The 18,204-nt window shown below is 44.5% G+C and carries 20 protein-coding genes; 8 read left to right on the top strand and 12 right to left on the bottom strand.

Features of this window, described 5'->3' with window-relative positions:
- Window positions 1-78 precede the first annotated feature (78 nt).
- The 3 genes from ACE38W_RS15215 (at window position 79) to ACE38W_RS15205 (ending at window position 2,308) form a co-directional block, all read left to right on the top strand.
- Window positions 79-594: a GNAT family N-acetyltransferase gene (locus ACE38W_RS15215; RefSeq protein WP_375832098.1), complete on the top strand. Its 516-nt coding sequence runs from the start codon at window positions 79-81 to the stop codon at window positions 592-594.
- Between the two features lie 45 nt (window positions 595-639).
- Window positions 640-1,263, top strand: coding sequence for a class I SAM-dependent methyltransferase (locus ACE38W_RS15210; protein ID WP_375832097.1), 624 nt, complete (start codon window positions 640-642; stop codon window positions 1,261-1,263).
- 229 nt (window positions 1,264-1,492) lie between these two features.
- A complete protein-coding gene (locus ACE38W_RS15205) occupies window positions 1,493-2,308 on the top strand; it encodes an HAD-IIA family hydrolase (protein ID WP_375832096.1) in 816 nt (271 codons plus the stop codon).
- A 72-nt stretch (window positions 2,309-2,380) separates the two neighbouring features.
- Here the strand turns inward: ACE38W_RS15205 and ACE38W_RS15200 are convergent, their stop codons facing one another.
- The 7 genes from ACE38W_RS15200 to ACE38W_RS15170 form a co-directional block, all read right to left on the bottom strand.
- Entirely contained in the window at window positions 2,381-3,508 is a 1,128-nt protein-coding gene (locus ACE38W_RS15200) for a hypothetical protein (RefSeq protein WP_375832095.1), read from the bottom strand.
- On the bottom strand, window positions 3,462-5,105 hold the full coding sequence (locus ACE38W_RS15195) for an FAD-dependent oxidoreductase (protein WP_375832094.1): 1,644 nt from the start codon (window positions 5,103-5,105) through the stop codon (window positions 3,462-3,464). The genes ACE38W_RS15200 and ACE38W_RS15195 overlap by 47 nt, the downstream gene beginning before the upstream one ends.
- Entirely contained in the window at window positions 5,080-6,579 is a 1,500-nt protein-coding gene (locus ACE38W_RS15190; protein WP_375832093.1) for a polyamine aminopropyltransferase, read from the bottom strand. The genes ACE38W_RS15195 and ACE38W_RS15190 overlap by 26 nt, the downstream gene beginning before the upstream one ends.
- A gap of 41 nt (window positions 6,580-6,620) precedes the next feature.
- A complete protein-coding gene (locus ACE38W_RS15185) occupies window positions 6,621-6,806 on the bottom strand; it encodes a hypothetical protein (RefSeq protein WP_375832092.1) in 186 nt (61 codons plus the stop codon).
- 2 nt (window positions 6,807-6,808) lie between these two features.
- Window positions 6,809-8,125 carry a DUF4178 domain-containing protein gene (locus tag ACE38W_RS15180; protein WP_375832091.1) on the bottom strand — a complete coding sequence of 439 codons (1,317 nt, stop codon included), beginning with the start codon at window positions 8,123-8,125 and terminating at the stop codon, window positions 6,809-6,811.
- A 20-nt stretch (window positions 8,126-8,145) separates the two neighbouring features.
- Complete coding sequence (locus ACE38W_RS15175) at window positions 8,146-8,514, bottom strand: S-adenosylmethionine decarboxylase family protein (protein ID WP_375832090.1); 369 nt, start codon at window positions 8,512-8,514, stop codon at window positions 8,146-8,148.
- A 110-nt stretch (window positions 8,515-8,624) separates the two neighbouring features.
- The gene (locus ACE38W_RS15170; protein ID WP_375832089.1) at window positions 8,625-8,984 is read right to left on the bottom strand and encodes a DoxX family protein; all 360 of its coding nucleotides are present in this window, start codon (window positions 8,982-8,984) and stop codon (window positions 8,625-8,627) included.
- Window positions 8,985-9,159: 175 nt separating this feature from the next.
- Here ACE38W_RS15170 and ACE38W_RS15165 point away from each other — a divergent pair, with 175 nt between their 5' ends.
- Window positions 9,160-9,516 carry a winged helix-turn-helix transcriptional regulator gene (locus tag ACE38W_RS15165; protein ID WP_375832088.1) on the top strand — a complete coding sequence of 119 codons (357 nt, stop codon included), beginning with the start codon at window positions 9,160-9,162 and terminating at the stop codon, window positions 9,514-9,516.
- A gap of 6 nt (window positions 9,517-9,522) precedes the next feature.
- On the opposite strand, the gene ACE38W_RS15160 is transcribed toward ACE38W_RS15165, so the two are convergent.
- The 3 genes from ACE38W_RS15160 to ACE38W_RS15150 form a co-directional block, all read right to left on the bottom strand.
- Window positions 9,523-9,873, bottom strand: coding sequence for a hypothetical protein (locus ACE38W_RS15160; protein WP_375832087.1), 351 nt, complete (start codon window positions 9,871-9,873; stop codon window positions 9,523-9,525).
- A gap of 308 nt (window positions 9,874-10,181) precedes the next feature.
- The gene (locus ACE38W_RS15155; RefSeq protein ID WP_375832086.1) at window positions 10,182-11,483 is read right to left on the bottom strand and encodes an O-acetylhomoserine aminocarboxypropyltransferase/cysteine synthase family protein; all 1,302 of its coding nucleotides are present in this window, start codon (window positions 11,481-11,483) and stop codon (window positions 10,182-10,184) included.
- An 86-nt stretch (window positions 11,484-11,569) separates the two neighbouring features.
- On the bottom strand, window positions 11,570-12,556 hold the full coding sequence (locus tag ACE38W_RS15150) for a PQQ-binding-like beta-propeller repeat protein (RefSeq protein ID WP_375832085.1): 987 nt from the start codon (window positions 12,554-12,556) through the stop codon (window positions 11,570-11,572).
- 123 nt (window positions 12,557-12,679) lie between these two features.
- Between ACE38W_RS15150 and ACE38W_RS15145 the strand changes: the two genes are divergently transcribed.
- The 3 genes from ACE38W_RS15145 to ACE38W_RS15135 all read left to right on the top strand — a co-directional run bounded on the left by ACE38W_RS15145 (window position 12,680) and on the right by ACE38W_RS15135 (window position 15,669).
- The gene (locus tag ACE38W_RS15145) at window positions 12,680-13,984 is read left to right on the top strand and encodes a methyltransferase (protein ID WP_375832084.1); all 1,305 of its coding nucleotides are present in this window, start codon (window positions 12,680-12,682) and stop codon (window positions 13,982-13,984) included.
- A 134-nt stretch (window positions 13,985-14,118) separates the two neighbouring features.
- Window positions 14,119-14,577 carry a DinB family protein gene (locus ACE38W_RS15140; RefSeq protein ID WP_375832083.1) on the top strand — a complete coding sequence of 153 codons (459 nt, stop codon included), beginning with the start codon at window positions 14,119-14,121 and terminating at the stop codon, window positions 14,575-14,577.
- Window positions 14,578-14,637: 60 nt separating this feature from the next.
- Window positions 14,638-15,669 carry an LLM class flavin-dependent oxidoreductase gene (locus tag ACE38W_RS15135; protein WP_375832082.1) on the top strand — a complete coding sequence of 344 codons (1,032 nt, stop codon included), beginning with the start codon at window positions 14,638-14,640 and terminating at the stop codon, window positions 15,667-15,669.
- Here ACE38W_RS15135 and ACE38W_RS15130 read toward each other — a convergent pair.
- Entirely contained in the window at window positions 15,666-16,418 is a 753-nt protein-coding gene (locus ACE38W_RS15130) for a DUF72 domain-containing protein (RefSeq protein ID WP_375832081.1), read from the bottom strand. The genes ACE38W_RS15135 and ACE38W_RS15130 overlap by 4 nt on opposite strands.
- A 119-nt stretch (window positions 16,419-16,537) precedes the next feature.
- Between ACE38W_RS15130 and ACE38W_RS15125 the strand changes: the two genes are divergently transcribed.
- Window positions 16,538-16,918, top strand: a complete 381-nt coding sequence (locus ACE38W_RS15125; RefSeq protein WP_375832080.1) for a YidH family protein — start codon at window positions 16,538-16,540, stop codon at window positions 16,916-16,918.
- 206 nt (window positions 16,919-17,124) lie between these two features.
- Here the strand turns inward: ACE38W_RS15125 and ACE38W_RS15120 are convergent, their stop codons facing one another.
- The gene (locus ACE38W_RS15120; protein ID WP_375832079.1) at window positions 17,125-18,198 is read right to left on the bottom strand and encodes a hypothetical protein; all 1,074 of its coding nucleotides are present in this window, start codon (window positions 18,196-18,198) and stop codon (window positions 17,125-17,127) included.
- Window positions 18,199-18,204 lie beyond the last annotated feature (6 nt).

The following is an 18,204-nucleotide window of genomic DNA, read 5'->3' as shown; positions in this document are numbered from 1 at the left end:
TTTATAAAAGTATCTTTAAATATCGCGATAGTACACCAGGATAGCCCATCTTGCTTTATATCTTTCAAAGAAATTTATATGACACCACTCAATTACAATATCAGGAAGGAAACCGAAAATGATGCAGCCGCCATTCATGAAGTTACCCGCAAAGCCTTTGCTGTTGCTGAACACAGAAGTGGAACGGAGCAATATATCGTCCGTGCATTAAGGACGAATAAACAATTGACGGTATCCTTAGTTGCCGATTTAGAAGGTGTTATTATTGGTCATGTTGCTATTTCTCCTGTGCAGCTTTCTTCCGGAGAACAAGGTTGGTACGGCTTAGGGCCGGTATCAGTATTGCCGGAATATCAGCAGCAGGGAATTGGCAGCAGCCTGATCAATGCGGCCCTGGCTATTCTGGAAGTACTCGATGCAAACGGATGTGTGGTATTAGGTGACCCTGTATATTATCAGCGTTTTGGATTTGAGGTAGTCGCTGATCTGGCCTATCCAGGTGTCCCGCCAGAATACTTTCAGGCGTTGACTTTCAAAGGAGCTGCCCCATCAGGTACCGTAGCCTATGATCAGGCATTTGAAGCAACCAGCTGATTTTAATACCTGCATTTTTCTTGCTATATTCAGGCAGAAAAATTTATGAAAAAGGTTTCAGCCGCCGCCGAGGTCTTCGACCGTAGGGCCTTAACTTACCAGGAAAAATATATGGATGTCAGTCATTATGGTGATGGCCTGGATAAGTTATGCCAACTATTGAAACCTACAGCATCCATACTGGACGTGGCTTGCGGCCCAGGCAATATTGCGCGTTATATGCTGGCACGCCGGCCGGACCTGCAATGGCAAGGCACTGATCTCGCACCTGCCATGGTACAACTCGCCGCAGCCAACAATCCAACGGCGAAATTCACCGTAGCGGATATACGTAATGTGGCAGCGATGAATACTACTGTTGATGCGATCATCTGTGGCTTTGCGCTTCCCTACTTGGATCAGGATGCCGTTGCGGCCTTTATTCATGCGGCATTCCATCGCCTGCAACCTGGTGGATACCTCTACATCAGCACCATGGAAGGCGAATATCAGCAGTCTGCTTTACAAACATCTTCCGCCGGTGATACCTTAATGATTTATTATCATCATAAAAATGATATTCTCCCTTTACTACAGCAACAAGGGTTTTCATTATATTACGAACAACATATGCTCAATGGCAGCACACCAGAGCTCATATTAATAGCTGTAAAACCCATTGCGCTATAATTCTATTTCTAACGTTAATGACTATACGATAATAAAATTATCATCTTCTCAAAAAATTCATATTGAGATACAGGAAAAAGATACTATCTTAGTAACTGTTAAAACAACAGTACATCTGTTCCCCATTTCTGCTGTATCTACGCAGCATACTCGCCTTTATTCTTTCCATAGTTATTCGGGTAGTTCATATTTATCATTTACATAAGCTATTAACCAACATCGAATTGCTATGAAAAAAAAGGGATTTCTTATCGACATGGATGGTGTAATCTACAAAGGCAGCGAGCCTATTCCGGGCGCAGTAGATTTTATTAACGGCCTCAGAAAAAAGGGATTACCTTTTCTCTTCCTCACCAACAATAGCCAGCGAACCAGCAGAGACGTATGCTACAAACTCAATAAACTTGGGTTTGAGGTAGAACCAGAAGATATCTTCACCTGTGCGATGGCTACCGCGAGATACCTAGCTTCCAGAAAAGAAAACGGTACCGCCTATGTTATCGGCGAAGGCGGATTGCTTACTGAATTATATAATGCGGGATATTCTATCGTAGATGACCAGCCAGATTATGTAATCATTGGCGAAGGCCGTACAATCATGTTGGAATCGGTAGATAAAGCCATCAACATGATCATGAAAGGCGCTAAGCTGATCGCTACCAACCTGGATCCTAACTGCCCCGTTGCAGATGGAAAATATCGTGCGGGCTGCGGCGCATTGGTAGCCATGTTGGAATCTGCCAGTGGTGTAAAAGCCTTCAGCGTCGGAAAACCTAGTCCTGTCATGATGCGCATGGCACGCAAAACATTACAACTTACAACAGACGAAACTGTCATGATCGGCGATACCATGGGCACCGATATACTCGGCGCCGGATCCATGGGATTCACGACCATACTCACTTTGACAGGTGTTACTAAAGAAGAAGACCTGGCCCATTTCGGGTACGCCCCTGATTTTATTATTAAATCTATCAAAGACTTATTAAACGAAGATCTCTTTATGCGCGTGCTTGGCAGATCATTGGTGGATGCTGCCTATTAAAATGTAAGATATTGCTGTAAATGCCCTGCGGTGGGGAAACCAAGCAGCTCCACCCAGGGTTTCGTATAACCATTACGGTTGTAAGGTACTATCCTTCCAATTGTATTTATCCTTATTTATCTTCCAGATAAATCCATCCAGCAGGTAATGGGTAAACTGTGGCATGGCTAAGAGCGGCACTAATAAGATGATGGCCCAATTGCTTTCCAGTGGCTGCATTTCACTGAACAAGGTAAACAAACTTCCATGCTCCTGCCACATCCAGCTATCCCAGAAGCCTTCTTCAACGTAGGCAAATAATGCGATAATGCCGATAAAAAGCAATATGCCGTAATTGCTAAAAACCAATGATAGAAAGCCACTACGCTGCGATGGCGCATAATAACGTTTACGGCCATACGCCCAAACTAACGCCATATAAGGTATCCCATGAGATACTACATTGAGCAATGTAAAGGCCAAATCGCCGTTAAAATAAACGATGCCAAAATACCAGGAACTGATGGTACCCAGTACCAGCAACTGTTTTGGGATGTTAATCTGTTTGGTTGCAACAAACAACATTATCTCTTTACAAGCATATACTATCAGCACTATCAAATATGCAATGGTCAAAGTTTTCAGCCAGCTTTCATGATGGAAATAATAAAAATCATTTTTCATGAACCAGTCAAAATTCCTCGGGCCCTTCAAATGCCAATATAACAATGGATACACTGTGGCCGCATAAATAGCTATTGTATCTATCTTTTGCATCCACCTGGCCTGTAAGTCTTTCCTGACATATATCCTCAGGAAACCATACTGCTGACGTATGAAATGAAACACCGCCAAATAAGCCAGCACCCGCCAGAATACGCCGGGGCCACAGCAATATAACGCCACTCCCCCTACATATGCCAATGCGGGCATTCCATAAAACAACAAACGATTTGCTTTTACCGCCGCAGTATCAAAGTAGGTTCTGTAAACAGTTGCATATACATGCGCTACATCTATCAATATCACCAATACCAGCCACCAGGCAGTATTTACGGTAGCATTGGCACCAGAAAACATAGCGGGGTTGAAAGCGATGATCAACAGCGCCACAAAGGGTGGTGATAAAATAAAAATACCATCCAGCCATGCAGCGTATACCCATGGCTGTGAGCTAGCTGTTGTTGCGCCTAATAATGGCGTTTGCTGCATTGTTTCCATGGTAAAAAGCTTCTTCAAAAATAGAAATCCCGCTGAGATCGGAATGCGCGAAATATACGCCGGGGAAGTTTTCCAGAGCTAACCTCGGTGATAGTAGCCGTCCGGAAATGAGTCCTTGTACCGGCCTAACCATCGCATGCCCCCAAAGACAAACTTCCAGGGAGGAAATATGTTTATGAATGCCTGGATGCACTGTTTCCAGATCATCTACGATAAGTTTCTTCCATTGCGGAAAAGCCAGGTTCAGTGCATATTTCCTTGACTCCACCGGGTCCAGTTGATCCAGTGGGAGGTAATAGGTAATCAATTGTTTTTCCGGGTAAATGCCTGCCAGTTGCTGTTGCTGTGCATATACGTAGCCCAGTGACTTTCCTTTATAAAATACATTATCCCAGGAAAGACCGCGTCCCATCGCATCTGGCACATGGTCCAGCACCATGGAAGCCACCAGCCAAGGTGAATATTGTTCAGGTATAGGAGACGTTGTACCCAATAAACGCGACGCGATGAATTGTGGTACCGCCAGAATACAGTTGGCTGCAATCAACCGCCCTGCCTGATGTTTGGCCGTATCCCAATAATCGATATGAATTTTATTTTTGTGGCGACTTATTTTATAGACGATACAGCCTGTTTGTAGACTGGGTTTTGCGAACTGCAGCAGGTATTCCATCAGGTGACCATTGCCTTCCGGCCAGGTGAGTACCTGGGAACTCTCAGCATTAGCGGCTTTCCCTTTGCGGCTGGCAAAATAGTGTATGCCCGCCCAGGCACTGACTTTATCCATTCCAGCACCATAATCATCTCTGCAACAATAATCCACATACCATAATAATTCCGCCGAGGAAAAACCTTGCCTGGACATAAAATGCGCCATGGTCTGCTGGTCCAGCTGCAAGAATTCCGCATCCCTGGAGCTTTCCATCATAGGAATATCAAACGCATATTTATTGTCTTTCCCTTTTGTCTGCTTATACGTTTCCATCAGCTGCAGGAAACGCTTTATTTCTCCAGCGGCCTGCTCACCTACGCCAAACTGTGGTATCAGCCCATCCTGCCATCTATCGTTGATCCATAAACGTTCCATAGGATCAGCGCAGAGGTCAGGCTCATTATAAACAGGAATTCCCTTATCGTTGAAACCAGTGATGATACCAGCTTCTGACAGTAATTCCAGCAAAGGTTTGTTGTCGAGGTTTACCAGTGGCAGATAATGCGCGCCTAACGGATAGCGGCTATACTGATTACTGCCATAGGAAGCGTTTCCACCGGCATGATTTTCCAGTTCAAGGACACGAAAAGCTTTGCCAGCTTTATTGAGCGTCCGGGCGGCTGCCAGTCCTGCTATACCTGTACCGACAATAACAGTTTCTATTTCGGCAGTAACAGTAGGAATGGCCTTGATGCCATCGCGGAACATATGTCCTGCTTTGGCGTCGGCGCCCACAATACGGCCGCTGATGTGACTGTATTTATCTTCCGGGCTATTGCAGGCATCAAACTGCAATGCCGTGATGGTGCTGCCGGCAATGATGCCCATATAACGCAGAAACTCCGTTCTGCTGATCGTATTATTCCTGGAATTTGCCCCACTCATCTTCAAAATATTGTACCAGCACCTGGTTGTTCAACTGATTTACTTCTACCTTTCTTTCGGCCATATCCGCAGAAAAAGTGCGCATCTGCGGGAATATATCTGCTGCATAATAGCGCAAGCCGATAGGAAGGTCTTTATGCTTTACCTGCAAAGGCTGCGGTGCCGCCATTACATACCCCCACTCACCGAAGGACGGCACATAAGTATGATAAGGAAGCGTGTGATAGCCAGCAGCTTTCAGCGTAGTGTCCACACACCAGAAAGCTTTTGGTGCCACAAAAGGCGAAGTAGATTGTATCACCACCACGCTATTACTATGCAAGGCATTATTCAATTGTTTATAAAAAGCAGTCGTATATAATTTACCTACCGCATAATTTCCAGGGTCTGGAAAATCCACAATTGCCACATCAAATTGCCGCTGGTTGCTGCGTAGCCATTGAAATGCATCTGCATTGATAACTTTTAACTTGTTGGACAACAAAGAACGGTTGTTCAATTTTGTGAGCATGCTATTAGTCGTAAAAAGCTTTGTCATGGCGGGGTCCAGGTCTACCAGCGTAATATCTTCCACTTCCGGGTACTTCAGTATTTCTCTGGCAGCCATTCCATCGCCACCGCCTAGAATGAGGATATGCTTGCGTTCCGCGGCATACATCATAGGAGGATGCACCAGCGCTTCATGGTAGCGGTATTCGTCCATGGCGCTGAATTGCAAATTACCGTTGAGGTATAAACGCATATCGCCCTTGCTTTTTGTAAGTACGATACGCTGATAGGGAGAGGATAATGCGTAGATCACAGGATCACGGAAGGCCTGTGTTTCAGACCAGGTCATTATCTTACCAGCACTTATAAAAATGATGGTAAGTAAAATAATCACCAGTACTGATTTCACTTTCAAATAAGCAGCCCAGGCCACCTCTTTTTTAAACCGCACCAGCACTACAATTGCTACTACTACGTTTAGAATGCCGAAAAAACATCCCGTGCGGATCAACCCCAGATAAGGCACCAACAATAAAGGAAATACAATGGACGCCAGCAAAGCGCCAATGTAATCGAAAGTAAATACCCTGCTCACCAGGTCTTTAAATTCATACCTGTTCTTGAGGATATTCATGAGCAGCGGTATTTCCAGCCCAACGAGAATACCCGTTAATCCTACCAGCAAGTACAGCAAAAATCTAAAAGAGGCCGCCGATTCAAACAAGCAGAATAACAGCGCAGCGCTGATGCCTCCTACCAGTCCCACCAAAATTTCCAGCTGCACAAACCAGCTTAGCAGATCTTTCTTAAAATAACGGGAGAAAAAAGAACCGATACCCATCGCAAAGAGGTAGGCTCCGATGATGGTAGAAAACTGCGTCACAGAGTCGCCAAGCAGATAACTGGCGAGTGTCCCAGCTATCAGTTCATATATCAGTCCGCAGGTAGCGATCACAAAAACCGAAATCAACAACAATATTTCCACTATACTAATTTTAATTATTACCAGCGATACAACTACGCGAACTATTTATGATAAAAATGATGAACACCTGTAGTACGGCCACCACTGCGGGCCTCGCCCGGAGTGTACTTATCCGTGGTGGCACAGTTACAAATACGGTATCCATTGTAATTACTGAGGAGGAGCAATAACAACAGTATGGCCGCTATCACCAGGAATGTCTTCTGTTGCAAAATATCTTTGATCATCTTTATAAAGATGTTTTAGGTGTTAAAATGATACTCGAATCTTCCAGGCTTCTTTTACTACTAAACTGACTATATCCCCATCTGCGGTTATCATAATATTTATGTAACCCAAAGAAGGCAACAGCTATCAGCAGCATAACTATGCTGATGAACATTGCATTCCAATAGCTGGGAACGCCCCAGAACATGGCGAGCTCTATTCGGACAGGCACCTGCGACTGCCCGCTGCTGGCGGTAATCACAAAGTGGTATTTGCCAGGAACAATATGACACATATGCTCTGTAGTACTGTTAGAGCCTTCACTCCAACGTTCTCCTTCGTCTACGCCACTATAATATTCATTACCCAGCGCAAAGAGTTCTTCTTTACCTGTATTTTCATTTACCAGGCTTACACTGGCTTCCGCCCAGTTATTCTCTGTATTGGAATTCATCTGTAACTCCATAGCCCCAGGCCTTCCAGTCAATTCAAAAGAAGGTGTTACCTGTGGTATATTCGACCTGGTAGAATCGATATACATCGCATCATGATATACCAGCCGATCTGCTTCTGACATATTAAACAGGATCTGCAAAATGATGACCAGCGCAGTAAAGAGCAGGGTCCCCCAACCAAAAGTTCTGGGATTAACCCCTAAAGGTGTAGGCTGTGCTGGCGCTACTCCTATCGGTGAAGGCAGCTCCAATTCCAGTTGAAACCCATTATAAATAGCCTTCCGCGTAAGATAGGTGCCATGAAATGCGGAAGAGGGCTCCTTATCATTAGGATCAAATTCAAAAGCCAGGGTATGCGGCGGGTTGATAAACTCCACACAACGCATTTCTGAAGGCCTGGTTAGGTTCCAGTCATACTCTCCTGAAGCAAATTTGTACTTTGCCATGTACTGGCTATGCTTATCATAACGGCGGCCATCATATTGAAGGTTACCACTATTATAGTGTTGCAGGTTGGGTAGTTTGCCAGAAAATGATACCAGCTCCATCAGGTTCCAGTGGTTATCATATTCTGCCAGAAAGAATTTCCTTTTATCTTTAATACGCATCAGCGTATACTCGCGCCAGTTATAGGTGCTGCCTACCTCATTACGTACGGCTATGGCGACAACGATAAAATCATGCCCAAGGAGAGACCCTTTGCTGCCTATAGGCAAATGAATTTCGCCAATCAACGGGCCTAACTTCCCAATTGCCTGATTGAAAGCTATAGAAGAAACGTTGAAGCATTTGGGACAGCAGTAATATTCCGAATTGATAGCGTCTAATAGCGGGTATCGGGCCTTACACTCCGGACAAACAAATTGATCTTGCAGTTGGCTCATAATTACAGGGATGATTCCATTTATCTTTTTACACTTTGCATTTCAATACGGTCTGCCTCAAAAAACAGGCGGATCTTTTCCATGATGCGCGTGGTTTTATCGCTGTTGTCTCTCCTGAAGTTAGACAGGAAAACATCACAGGTGCAAAGACCGTATTCAGGCCAGGTATGAATGGAAATATGTGATTCTGTCAAACAATACACAGCGGTGAATCCGCCATTGGGAAAGTTATGTACGTTATTTCCTACATCTGTCAGGTCTTCTTCAGCGATGATATTGCAGATAAAGGCATGCCATGCGGTGGCTTCCTTAAGCAATGTAGTTCGTTGGCTGTAAATGGTTGCGAGCAAATGTAGTCCCGGCGAGTATTCCCCTCTGTTAGTTGACATATAGTAATTCCTGATATAGGTAGGCCACAAAGGTAAAAAATCATGCCAATTATTCCTCCCTGCAAAAATAAAAGCCGCACTAAGTCTTTACCAGTGCGGCTTTCCTGTCATCATGATAACTTGTAAGCTTTCCGGCAAGCCACATAAGAGGCCATCAGTAATAGCTCCATCCATAGTGGCCCCGTTACTTTAGCGATGCTATCTCCGGATATTGCATGGGATACCGCCGCTCCGATAAATAGTACCGAAAAGCCAGCATATGGCCATTCTTTTAGTCTGTAAGTACCAGGAACAGCCAGGATGATAGCACCGATTATCTTTCCGGTACCTATCAGCAATGGCAGATAATCCGGGTATCCCAGATGTCGAACAGCATCGGCCACAACCGCCATTCTGGTGAAATCCGTATAGGAAGTGATTACCATCAAAACAATAAAAAGCCAGTTAGTAATACGATATGTAAGTTGCATGTAAATGATTCAGTATTTTAATATTGAACAATCGATGTGGTAAGATATTCCTGCGCAGGTTAATGTCGTACCTTTACAATTCAAAGTTATTAATACACTGATAATCAAACAATAAGGCACACAAAAGTAGGTTACGCACCTGGAGGTGTGCATTGTTGATATACAAAGAATTACCATGAAAATTTTTTCCAGAAATAAAGAGCAGGTAGATTTTTGTCCGGTGAGAGAGGTATTCGAACGCATAGGGAATAAATGGGCCACTATGATCATTCTCACTCTTGGGCAACAGGAAACGCCACTACGCTATAATCAGTTATTTGACGTCATTGATGGCATCTCACAAAAAATGCTGACGGCTACACTAAAAAATTTACAAGAAGATGGATTGATCATTCGGGAAGTTTATCCTGAAATACCACCCCGTGTGGAATACAGCCTGTCAGACAAAGGTCGGAGCCTTCAACCACATCTATATAATCTGGCTGCGTGGGCCAGTGAAAATATGCAGGAAGTGAAAACAAGAAAGAAATAAGTGCTATTAGTGCTTTAATTGAAATTGCTTCTCCAGTGATATTCCCAGGTCAGTCAATGGTATGGAAAGACTGTAATGCAACTCCAGCTTATATTCTTTGTTCAGGTAGAGATAAGGCGCCAATAATGTAGCATATTGTTGAATATGCGGTTCCATCGCTTCCGTAAATTGCGCTTTGGTGATAATTGTATCCAGCACTGGATCACCATTCACGGCCACTTTAATATCTGATTGGAATTGGCAGCTCTCGAATTTATCGAGATGATATAACACTACATACTTCTTCGGCACCACCACTTTACTACCTTCGATACAATGATGATAAATGGCGATCTGTACTACATTAGTGTCTATCATAACCAAAGTATCAATACGCGTTCCTTTCATCCTCGCCAGGGCTTCCTGATAAAATTGCTGTAACTCATCCTTTGCAAAGAGATTATCATCCTCCTGTGTTTTTTTGACATTAACTGCTTTAGTGGTATCGGTAATGTATGTCGAATCTGCACTGTTATTATTATGGGAAGAGTTACAGGCTATGCATATAGCCAGCGATAGTATCAGTAGAGGGAGCGTTTTCCTACGCGTATAGGTTTAGATAAATATACAAATAAAAAGCCGCCTCCATGAAATGGAAACGGCTTTAACCTTAATACAACTTTATGTTATAATGCAGCAAAAGCTTGCGCAATATCATCTTTAATATCCTCAATATGTTCAACGCCCAGGGATATACGCAGTAAGCCTGGCTCCACGCCTGCTTTACGTTGCTCTTCTTCACTCAGCTGCTGGTGTGTGGTAGTGGCAGGGTGGATGATCAGTGTTTTGGAATCGCCCACATTCGCCAGGTGATAGATTAACTGCAACGACTGTACGAATTTGTCGGCAGCGGCAGTACCCCCTTTAATTTTGAAGCTCAGCACACCACCAAAACCATTTTGTAGGTATTTCTTCGCCAGCTCATGGTATTTGTTTCCTGGAAGTCCCGGATAGTTTACATATTCCACCTGTGGCTGTTCCTGCAGCCATTGTGCAAGTCTGAGTGCATTATCTACGGTGCGTTGTACTCGCAGGGAAAGCGATTCCAGGCCCTGGATGAACAAGAATGAGTTCTGTGGCGACAATGCAGGCCCCCAGCTTCTTAATCCTGTTACACGCGCACGAATGATGTAAGCAATATTTCCAAAAGGGCTATGGTCGCCAAATACTTCCCAGAACTTCATGCCGTGGTATGCATCATCCGGCTCGCTGAACTGTTTGAATTTGCCATTGCCCCAGTTATAATTACCGCCATCAACAATAACACCACCAATGCTTGTACCATGACCGCCAATCCATTTGGTCGCTGCCTGTACTACTACATTGGCGCCATGTTCCAGTGGTCTTGCCAGGTAACCCGCTGCGCCAAAGGTATTGTCTACGATCAGTGGCAGGTCGTGCTTACGTGCAATGGCCGCCAGCTTTTCGAAATCAGGAATAGCAAAACCAGGATTACCAATGGTTTCTACATATATTGCTTTGGTATTTTCATCTATCTGTGTTTCAAAAGTCTCCGGCTTATCAAGGTCTGCAAACCTCGCGTCTACGCCTATACGTTTAAAGCTCACTTTAAACTGGTTATAAGTACCGCCATATAGATAGGAAGAAGTCACGAAGTTATCGCCCGGCAATAAGATATTATGCAGGGCAATGAATTGGGCCGCCTGTCCGGAAGCCACTGCCAACGCTCCTACTCCACCTTCCAATGCTGCTACGCGCTTTTCAAAAACATCCGTTGTAGGGTTCATGATGCGGGTATAGATATTCCCGAACTGCTTCAACTGAAACAAGTCCGCAGCATGGTCCGCGCTATCAAAAGTATAAGAGGTAGTTTGGTAAATAGGTACTGCTGCCGAATGAGTGGTGGGGTCAGGCTGATAACCAGCATGTACTTGTAGGGTGTCGAAATGTAAAGGCTTTTTGGACATAACCGGGAAAATTTAAATGGTGCTTAATAGTCCACAAATATAGTAGACTACATGAGAATCCAAAATAAATTTTCCCGGTTTGTATTTTATTTAACAGCCAGCACCTGGAAGGTTCCAGGGATCATTGGCGGACGTTTGCCATCGAAGCTACCTGTCTGGAACTCAGCAGTAGGCAGGTAAACGATATGTGTTTCAGGATCCAGGGTAATGGTGCGAGCGCCTTTTTTAGTAGTAACCGTCTGTGCTACCTTGAAACGATCATGCGCTTCTTCTTTGATAACAGTAACGGTACCGCTGCCATTGGCTGCAAAAATGGTGGTAGTAGCAGCGTCAAATGCCACGCCATCACAGTCTTCACCAATAGGTAACTTAGTGACCACTTTGCCATTATCCGCATTTAATACTACCAGCTCTTTATCACAACCGGCAAACAAACGACGGCTTTGTTTATCGAATGCCAGTCCTGTTGGGCCTTCGGCAGATAAAGCCCAGGTACTAATTACCTTACCTGCTTTCATATCCACTACGGCTATACTGTTTTTATCTTCCAGGTTTACATACACGAGGCCTTTATCATCAGATACTGCTGTTTCAGGCTTGCCTCCTACCGGGATAGTAGCTACTACCTGGTCTGTTGCAGGGTCCACAATACTGAGATTACTACTGCGTCCATTACATACCACCAGGTGACCGCTAAAGCCATCCAGCATAATAGCATCTGGTTTTTCACCTACTGCCACCTGTTTTAAAACAGCGTTTGTTTTCAGATCAAACACAGAAAGGTTATTCAGTTTGCCATTGGTAGTATAGCCCTTTCCGTTAGCAAAAGCGATACCATGTACCCCGGTAGTGTTAGGGATAACGCCTACAGAATCACCTTTTGCTTTGTCGAGGATGATAACCTGTGTGCCATGGGATACGTACAATTTACTTTCATGTACGGCGAGGTAGTCCCAGCCCCCTTCACTTTTGATATGAAAAGTATTGGCAACCTTATAAGGGTGCTCCTGCGCATAGGCAGCGCTGCCCGCCTGTATGGCCAGTAAGCAGCAGATGGAAAGAATTGACTTCATGTGATAGGAGTGATTTGGATGTTTTATACAGCAATAGTATTAAGAGATTTTGTAGCATTTCTGTAGCAAAACTGAGGAGCTGTTGCAGGGTTTTGACCGATATTCCATATAAACAATCTTACTATGACCCCGGACGCTATGCCATTCAATCACCAGTGGTTCAACAATTTCCTGGACCAATCTGACGAAAAGCCCGTCATCATTGACGCTATACACAAAATCCTTGGCAGAGAGCCACGCCAGGCCTGTCTGGAAATCGGCGCTGGCACGCAGCCGGTTTTTTCAAGGGCGTTTTTAGAACAATTTCATCAATACACCATCGTCGAAAATGATAACATTAACTTAAAACTACCAAATGGTGTAGAGCTGTTGCAGCAAGACTGGGAACAGGTAGAGCTTTCCCGGAAATATGATGTCATCATTGCTTCGCATGTCTTTTACTATTTCAAAGACCAGCGCAAAGCCATTCAGAAAATGTACGACGCCTTATCCGATGATGGCATGATCATCGTTGTCGTCAACGGCCAGGAAGGCGATTATGGCGTATTGAAACAATTCTTTTACCAGCAGATCAACAAACAGTATGAGCCCTCTGCTGGCCGCCTCACCAATGCTGTAGCGGATTTTCAACCGATCACTTTCACGATACCAGCGAGTATTCACTACCACGACTATACGTCGTTGTTTAATTCTTTGTCGCTCTTCTTCGATCAGTACCCGGATGCTTACCGCCAGCATCAGCAGGACATCACCTCCTGGCTTGCCGAAAACCTGCAACACAAACCATTTCGGATCTACCAAAAGATAATGGTCATCTGCAAAAAACCGGTACCGTGGAAGTATTTGCTGCATCATCCGGATTATGAACTACCGAATAATGGCATTCCTATCTGGGTAAAGGATGGCGTATTCGCTCCTGATCCACAGCTCACCAATTCCACTTCTCTCCTGCTAAAGCACATGCCCAACGTAGAGGGCTGTACGATCCTGGACATAGGATGTGGTTCTGGCATCATCAGTATTACCGCCATGAAAAACGGGGCTAAACAAGCCGTAGCAACAGATGTAAGCGTGAAGGCACTGGAAAATACCCGCTTTAATTGTCAGCAGCATCACCTGGATAGCGTACTCACATTGCAGACAGATATCTTTGACCGCGTAGAAGGCCGCTTCCACTATATATTCGGCAACCTGCCCATTTTGGATGATATATGGAGCAAGGATACGCCTCCGCTAAGTATGCTCAAACGCTTCCTCACCGCAGCTAACGACCATATACTCCCAGGTGGAAAAGTATATTTCAGCTGGGCGTCTTTCGCGCCGGTATTGCCTGTAATGGATATGCTCAAAGCCCTGGGCTATAATTATACATTACATGCTGATTACAGGGCCAATACCATGTGGTACTTGTTTGTAGTAGGTTTTTAAGAAAGAAGACCGACAACATCATTTATCTGTACTTAGGAGCTGCTGGCAGTTCCCGGGCATTTATTGTCTTTTGTCGCGCGCAGTATTATCCTTACCTTACAAACCTGTAATCCACTTTACAACTATCTTTCACTATGAACACAAGAATTGACCTCTTCAGGAAAGCCAACATCAAGGCGTTGCAATTGTTTGACGACTATTCAGCAGAACAGTTGAATTTAATCCCGGCAGGATTTAATAATAACATCATTTGGAATCTCGGACACCTGATCGCCTCAGACGCTATGATTTTGTATAATGCTACTGGCCAGACTTCCATCGTATCCAATGAGCTGGTACAGGCTTTCAAAAGAGGCACCCGCCCCGAAACTCCAGCTGATGCAGCCACCATCACCCTGATCAAAGAACTGATGGTCAGCACCATTGATAACCTGGAAAACGATTACAATAAAGGTATTCTAAACAACTATACCACCTGGACCACCTCCTTCGGATATACTATTTCCAATATCGATGACGCGGTGACCTTCTGCATTTATCATCATGGTTTGCATCACAGCGCTATCACAGCTTTGAAGAAATTTATCCGTTAAGCAAACATTTTTGCCTCGATGGCTGTCTGATAAATAGAATTAGTTAAGAAATCACCAGATATGGAAATAGGTATAGACAGCTTTGCTGCCACAAAATCACAAAGCGGCAGTCATGACGCCGCGGCAGACATGAAAGAAATGGATAACCTCCTGGCCAGGATCGTCAAGGCTGACCAGGCAGGGCTTCATGTATTCGGGATTGGGGAACACCACCGCAAAGAGTTCCTCGATTCGGCGCCTACCATGATATTAGCAGCTGCTGCTGCCCAAACAAAGAACATCAGGCTCACAAGTGCGGTAACAGTGCTCAGCGCCGCCGACCCAGTAAGGGTATTTCAGAGCTTTGCTACGCTGGACATCATCTCTCATGGCCGCGCGGAAATGGTGGTAGGGCGCGGCTCTTTCATAGAGGCATACCCACTGTTTGGTTATGACCTCCACGATTATGATGCGCTTTTCGTAGAAAAATTAGATTTATTACTTACCATCCGCGAAAGTGAGCAGGTACGCTGGAAAGGTAAGTTCAGAGCCCCACTTCAAGATGTAGCCATCTATCCTCGTCCTGTACAGGAGCCTTTTCCTATATGGCTGGGCGTGGGAGGCACGCCGCAGTCGTTTGCCCGCGCAGGCACGCTGGGCTTGCCATTGATGGTAGCTATTATTGGTGGGGAAACACATCGTTTCCGCCCATTGATCGATCTGTATCGTGAGGCTGGTCGTAAGGCCGGACATGCACCGGAGACATTAAAAGTAGGATTGCATTCTCTGGGCTATATCGCTGAAACTTCTCAGCAAGCCCGGGACGAGTTCTTTCCGGGATATGCAGAAACCTTCACCAAGATAGGCCATGAAAGAGGCTGGGGACCTGTTACCCGATCACAGTTTGATGCGCAAACTGGTCCTACAGGCGCCTTGCTGGTGGGCAGCCCGGCAGAAGTAGCGGAAAAAATCCTGCGCCACGCCGAAGCATTAGGCGGCATTTCCCGACTCACCTTTCAGATGGATAATGCAAAATTATCCCACGAAAAGTTGTTGCATTCTATTGAATTAATTGGCAAGGATATTATCCCGGAAGTAAATAAAGCCCACTAACGGGTAAGCACATACGATTTTAGCGTTTGCAGATTGTTGACTGCATCACCGATCGTATTGTTGAAATAGGCATATATGTCTTTTCCCGCATCCAGCCATTCCCGCACATATTGCGCATATTCATACAGGTAACTATCGTCATAGCTATGGCGATAGTTACCTTCCGGCCCATGAAAGCGCACATAGATCGCAGCTTGTTCCTGATCATCCAAGGTAATGGCGCCCTGACTTTTGTCGTGGTACACCATAATTGCCTTGTAGGATTCAAGTAAGGCGCGGGTTTCATCACGGTACCAGGATTGATGCCTGAATTCAAGCGCTATCTGCCATGATTGATCTTCATCAGCAGTGCTTAATATTTCCAGCAGTTCTTTCACCTTAGGAAAGGCGCCAGCGCGCAGCGATGGCGGAAACTGCACCAGCAAACAACCTTTATGAGCTCCCACATGATTGATTACCTGCAAAAACCGATGAACATCTTCCGGTGAAAAATTAAGATCGCGCGCATGGCTGATTCCCTGCCATAATTTAAAACTGAACTTGAAATCTTCAGGCACGCTATCAGCCCAACGCTCCATGGTTTTAGGCATAGGTAAATTATAAAAGGAGCTATTAATTTCAATAGAATTAAAAAGCTTACCATATACTTCCAGGCGACTCATCCCTTTGAATTCTTCCGGAAAGAATGCCTTGTTTTTAAATGGTAATACCAGGCCGCTGGTGCCTGTATAGTAAATTCCCTTTCTCATGCAAATCTGTAATTCTTATTACTCCATAATCTAAGTACGGCAATATTCCCGCCAGCCATTTGTCTGAATCGTTGAAATTCAGTAATTTCTCTATACATTAACATAAAATAACGTTAAACATGGAGCAGGGAAAACAAGGTGGACCTAATGATCACCTGGCCAATGAAAGGACATTCCTGGCATGGATTCGTACTGCCGTTGGCATGATGGCATTTGGTTTCGTCGTTGTTAAGTTCACGCTATTTATCAAACAGATCTCATTGGCGCTAGGCAAACCTTACAGCATCCCTACACATGGCTATTCCGGCATAGCTGGCATCATTATCGTGATAGCCGGAATGCTGATCGCTGTCTTCTCCTACAAACGATATCTCACGGTTAAAAAAGAGCTGGAAACTGGCAGCTATCATCATACCTCTGGGCTGATCACACTGCTGACGTATTTTATCGTATTGATGAGTATATTTCTGATCATCTACCTGATCAATAGTATTTCCTGAAATTCGATGTTTGCAATCCTTACTTAAACGGTTATACGGAGGATCTTGTTACAGTCAATCCGGTTTTATAGTAGATAAGAATTGCTTATAAATAAAAAGCATTACCCGAAATACTATCGATAAATATTTACTAATTATATTTTCAACAATTGACTTTAACACTACTACTACCTTTAGCCAACTGTTATTCTCAATAAATATGTATCTTAGTTAACGGCATTATCTGCTGGCTTCAGTAAAGGCGCAGGATCGTTTTTCACCTTCCCCTCCGCAGCCAACCCTTTATCAGCGCAAATCTTCGCGATGGTTTCTTCATACACCTTCGGGTCAGACTCCTTAACATCCAGTTTTAAATCAAGATGTTCGTCTGTAACAAAGGCAGTGCTCCCAAAATAAAACTTGCTGCCTGTTTCTCCGGTAGCTATAATATAGGCAGATTTATTCATGGGAAGATGTAAATTGCTGTCTATGTCATAAAATCCACACGATTTACCATCTCCCGATAATCTACCTGTAGATAAGATTCTGTAATCGGGTATTATAAGAAAAATGTGGATGAACGAATCAGCCGGCTGCGTCAATGACACGCTTAGTTTGCAAGCTTTTGCAGCAGCCAAATTATGCGTTTCTACATCAATATCTTTCCAACCAAAGTTGCTAATTCTAATGGTATTGTAAGTCATTTTTGGGGCTGTACTATTTTCAACTTCAGTGGCCGTGTTATGTTTTCCTGAATCAGAGATGGTATCAGCAGTACGTAGATCCGTACGCGTTATATGGGACACTTCTTCTATGTGTGTAGCTTGTGGTGCAGATGTAATACTGCTATCCACAATAGGTGTCGGATACATCCAGTTCATTTGGCCGTTTTGCATCACACCTTGGTAGATTTGCATGCCATCAGAAATCTTGGAAGACGGAATCTCTACCGTTAACGGCTGTACGATTTTTATTTCTTCACCCTTAGCTGGCAAAATAACAAACATCCCGCCGCTGCTCAGCAGATGGCCGTTACTGGTGGTAGTAAGCCCGGATTTGATCATATCAGCGATCGTCAAGGCTTCCATGAGATCCAGTTTTACTTCCTTATTTTTAGATGATAATGCCCCAGCAGGGATATGGACCTTCAAGCCTTCTGGCAATTGCAAGGTGGTATCACGGCTGGTATTCACCGTAACCTGGTGAACAGGGAGATTTTCAAGGCGAGTAACACGATCCAACGGAGGTTTACACGATGCCATGGCCAGCAGGCCCATAGCAATATAGCAGCTTAGTCTCATAAGTGA

This window comes from Chitinophaga sp. Hz27 (genome assembly GCF_042263525.1).
Classification (GTDB): Bacteria; Bacteroidota; Bacteroidia; order Chitinophagales; family Chitinophagaceae; genus Chitinophaga.
Note: the sequence above shows the minus strand (reverse complement) of the source record. Positions and strands in the feature narration are given on the sequence as shown.